We start from the raw sequence: 3831 nt of genomic DNA on the forward strand, positions 1-3831 counted from the left end.
CCGGCGACCGCGAGCGGTGGCTGGCCGAGCGCCCCGCGCGAGAAGTCGAGCAACGGGATTGCGACCGCCTCGATGAACCATCCGAACAGCGCCTTGAACGGCACGAATTCACCGAACGGCACGAGGTGATGCTTGCGATACGTCTGCCGCGGCGAGACGCCGAAGGAGACGACGCTGTTGAAGTATTCGTCGCGCCCCGTTCCATGCTCCGGCAGTCCGATCAGCACGTCGGCGCCGGCGGCGGCAACGTGCGCCTGCACGCGCGCGAGGTATTCGGGCGGAATGTCCTGCAGATAGAGCGGGAGCGCTGTCTCCGGCAGCACGATGAGGCGCCCCTTGGCCGACGCGATCAGGCGCAGATACGTGTCGAGCGTCGCGCGCACCTGATCCTCGCGCCATTTCATCTCCTGTGGGATGTTGCCCTGGATCAGGCTGACGGCGACGGGTTCGCCCACGGGCCGAGTCCATTCGTGCAGCCTGAGAGCCGCGCCGCCACCCCAGAGCACCGCCAGGGCGGCAAGGGCAGCGAAGGCACGGCGGCTGCGACGCAGTCGCCAGGCGAGGTAGAGCAGGCCCGCCGACAGTGCCGTCGCGAGCGTGACGCCGTACACGCCGGAAAGCGGTGCGAAGCCCGCGAGCGGGCTTGCCGGCGCCTGCGAGTAGCCGATCGCGATCCACGGGAATCCGGTGAAATACCAGCCGCGTACCCACTCGCCGAGCGTCCAGGCGGCGGGGAAGACGAGCAGCGCACGGGTCGCCGTGGTGCGTCCGACGATACCCGTTGCGAGGCACGCGCACGCGGGACAGAGCGCGAGCAGCAGGCACAGCAGCACGGTCGCGAGTGCGGCGAGCGGTGCCGGCATCGCGCCGAACGTGTGCAGACTCACGTAGACCCAGGACACGCCGGCGAGAAAGCAGCCCAGTCCCCAGCCGAGGCCCAGAAGGAACCGCTGGCGATGCGTCGCGGCCTGCTCGCACAGTCCGACCAGCAGTGCCAGCGTCACGACCGGCAGAGGAAAGAGATACAGCGGCGCGAAGCCGGCGGCGGTGAGGGCACCGGCGCCGCACGCGGCGACGAGCATGCGGATGAAAGCCGCGCGCGAGCTAGCGGGTGCCGCGGGCACGCGAGCATCCCGAGCGAGCGGTGCGCTGCGCGAGGACAAGAGACGTCACCGCTGCGTCATGCAGCGGTCGCGGCGGGTCGATCCCTCGCGGCCATCGCGGGTTTGGCTCAGGTTGCCTAAGCCGGTTCGCGGACGCGCTCGACCCGCAGCACGTGCAAGCGGCGGCTGTCGGAGCGCAGCACGCGGAAGCGCAGGTCGTCGATCACGATCTGCTCGCCGCGCTTGGGCACGTGGCCGAAGCGGCTGATGACGAGCCCGCCGACCGTGTCGAAGTCCTCGTCGCTGTACTCCGTGCCGAAGGCGTCGTTGAAGTCGGAGATCTCGGTGATCGCCTTCACGCGGAAGCCGCCGCCCTTCTCCGGGACGATGTTGTCGCCCGGCTCGTCGTAGTCGTATTCGTCCTCGATCTCGCCGACGATCTGCTCGAGCACGTCCTCGATCGTCACCAGCCCGGCGACCCCGCCGTATTCGTCGACAACGATCGCCATGTGGTTGCGGTTGGAGCGGAAGTCCTTGAGCAGCACGTTGAGCCGCTTCGACCCGGGGATGAAGACCGCCGGTCGCAGCATCTCGCGCACGTTGAACTCCTCCTCGCCCGCGTAATAGCGCAGCAGATCCTTCGCGAGCAGAACGCCGATCACGTCGTCCTTGTTCTCGCCGATCACGGGGAAGCGCGAGTGGCCGGTCTCGATCACCAGCGGCACGAACTTGTCGGGCGAATCGCGGATGTCGATGACGTCCATCTGCGAGCGCGGGATCATGATGTCCCGCGCCTGCATCTCCGACACCTGCATGACGCCTTCGATCATGGCGAGTGCGTCGGCGTCGAGCAGGTCGCGGTCGTAGGCCGAGTGCAGGAGCTGGATCAGCTGCTCGCGGTCTTCCGGCTCGCGCATGAGCAGCGAGCCGAGCCGTTCCAGCCAGGAAAGTTTCGGTGTGTCTTCCATCATGTGTTCGCCTCCCCGTAGGGATCGGCAAATCCGAGCGCCTTCATGATGCGCGACTCGCGCGCCTCCATGTCGGCGGCCCCGCGATCGTCCATGTGATCGTAACCCTGCAGGTGCAGCAGTCCATGCACGGTCAGATGCGCATAGTGCGCATCGAGCGCGATCTCCTGTGCGCGCGCCTCGCGCGCGATGACCGGCGCGCACAGCGCGATGTCGCCGGCAAGCGGCGGCCGCGTCGAATAGACGAAGGTGAGAACGTTGGTCGGATAGTCCCGGTCCCGGTAGTTGCGGTGAAGTGCGCGGCCCTCTTCCTCGTCGACGATGCGCAAGGTGACGGTGGCCACGCGCACCAGCGCAACCTTGGCCCAGGCGCGAAAGCGCATCGCCGATGGCACGCCCTTGCGCGGCACGCCGTACTGGATGGTCACCAAGGACTCATTCCGCTTCCTGGTCGCGCTCGTATCGCTCGTAGGCATTGACGATTCTCTGCACGATGGGGTTGCGCACCACGTCATCGGCGGTGAAATGGGTGAACGCGATGCCGCGAACGCTCGCCAGGATGTCGTGCGCCGCGATGAGCCCGCTCTTCTGGCCGCGCGCGAGGTCGATCTGGGTCACGTCGCCGGTCACCACCGCCTTGGTGCCGAAGCCGATGCGCGTGAGGAACATCTTCATCTGTTCCGGCGTCGTGTTCTGCGCCTCGTCGAGAATGACGAAGGAGTGGTTGAGCGTGCGCCCGCGCATGTAGGCGAGCGGGGCGATCTCGATCGTCCCCCGCTCGTACTGCTTGCCTGCCTTGTCGTAGCCCATCAGGTCGTAGAGCGCGTCGTACAGCGGGCGCAGGTAGGGGTCGACCTTCTGCGCGAGATCGCCCGGCAAAAAGCCCAGGCGCTCGCCGGCTTCGACGGCGGGGCGCGTGAGAACGATGCGCTTCACCTGCTCGCGCTCGAGCGCGTCGACCGCACTCGCCACCGCGAGATAGGTCTTGCCGGTGCCGGCCGGACCGATGCCGAAGGTGATGTCGTGTTCCTGGATCTTTTCGAGATATTCGATCTGCCCGGCGGTGCGGCCGTGCAGGTCGGGGCGACGCGTGAGGAGTCCCGGTCCCTGCTGCCCGGGGAGGCGGCTGCCGCTGCGTCGCGCGACTTCCACCAGGCCGAGTTGCACGTCCTCCACCGACAGCGGCTCACCGGAGCGCCGATAGAAGTGCTCGAGCGCGTTCACGGCAAGCTTGCTCTGCGCGGCATCGCCCGCCACCACGAAGCGCTCGCCGCGCCGCGTGATGGCAACGTCGAATGCAGTCTCGATCTGGCGGATGTTCTCGTCGAGCGCCCCGCACAGATTGGCGAGGCGACGGTTGTCGAGGGGCTTGAAGTCGATGTCGAGGGGCGTGGAATCCACTCCGCGGCACTGGGGTCGGCGCAATGGCCCGATTCTACGCGATTGGCGGGCGCGAGGCGAAAGGGCGGCCGTGTTCAGGGGGCCGCGGGGGAAAGCAGTGCGCCACGCAGCGAGTGCGGCAGCGCTTCGGTGATCGTCACCTCGACGAAAGCATCCACCAGTCGCGCTGGCCCGATGAAGTTCACGACGCGATTGTTGTCGGTGCGTGCGGCAAGTTCGGCTGCCCGCTTGCGCGACGGACCCTCGACCAGCACGCGCTGCACCGTGCCGACCATCGCGCGGCTCACGGCCTGCGCCTGCTCGTCGATTTTCGCCTGCAGACGCGCCAGACGCGCGAGACTCACTTCGCGATCGACCTG

The 3831-nt window shown here is 67.6% G+C and carries 5 protein-coding genes; all 5 read right to left on the reverse strand.

The genetic code is table 11. The features are described from left to right. Positions 1 to 1124 (reverse strand): apolipoprotein N-acyltransferase (gene lnt, locus JNK68_01650; GenBank protein MBL8539052.1); only part of this gene is annotated, 1124 nt, incomplete at its 3' end. Between the two features lie 116 nt (positions 1125 to 1240). Next, positions 1241 to 2071, reverse strand: a complete 831-nt coding sequence (locus tag JNK68_01655; GenBank protein ID MBL8539053.1) for a CBS domain-containing protein — start codon at positions 2069 to 2071, stop codon at positions 1241 to 1243. Continuing rightward, on the reverse strand, positions 2071 to 2547 hold the full coding sequence (gene ybeY, locus JNK68_01660) for an rRNA maturation RNase YbeY (GenBank protein ID MBL8539054.1): 477 nt from the start codon (positions 2545 to 2547) through the stop codon (positions 2071 to 2073). Before ybeY ends, JNK68_01655 begins: the two co-directional genes overlap by 1 nt. After that, the gene (locus JNK68_01665) at positions 2507 to 3472 is read right to left on the reverse strand and encodes a PhoH family protein (GenBank protein ID MBL8539055.1); all 966 of its coding nucleotides are present in this window, start codon (positions 3470 to 3472) and stop codon (positions 2507 to 2509) included. Before JNK68_01665 ends, ybeY begins: the two co-directional genes overlap by 41 nt. A gap of 74 nt (positions 3473 to 3546) precedes the next feature. Continuing rightward, positions 3547 to 3831 (reverse strand): TRAM domain-containing protein (locus JNK68_01670; GenBank protein ID MBL8539056.1); only part of this gene is annotated, 285 nt, incomplete at its 5' end.

This window comes from Betaproteobacteria bacterium, assembly GCA_016791345.1.
GTDB lineage: Bacteria > Pseudomonadota > Gammaproteobacteria > Burkholderiales > JAEUMW01 > JAEUMW01.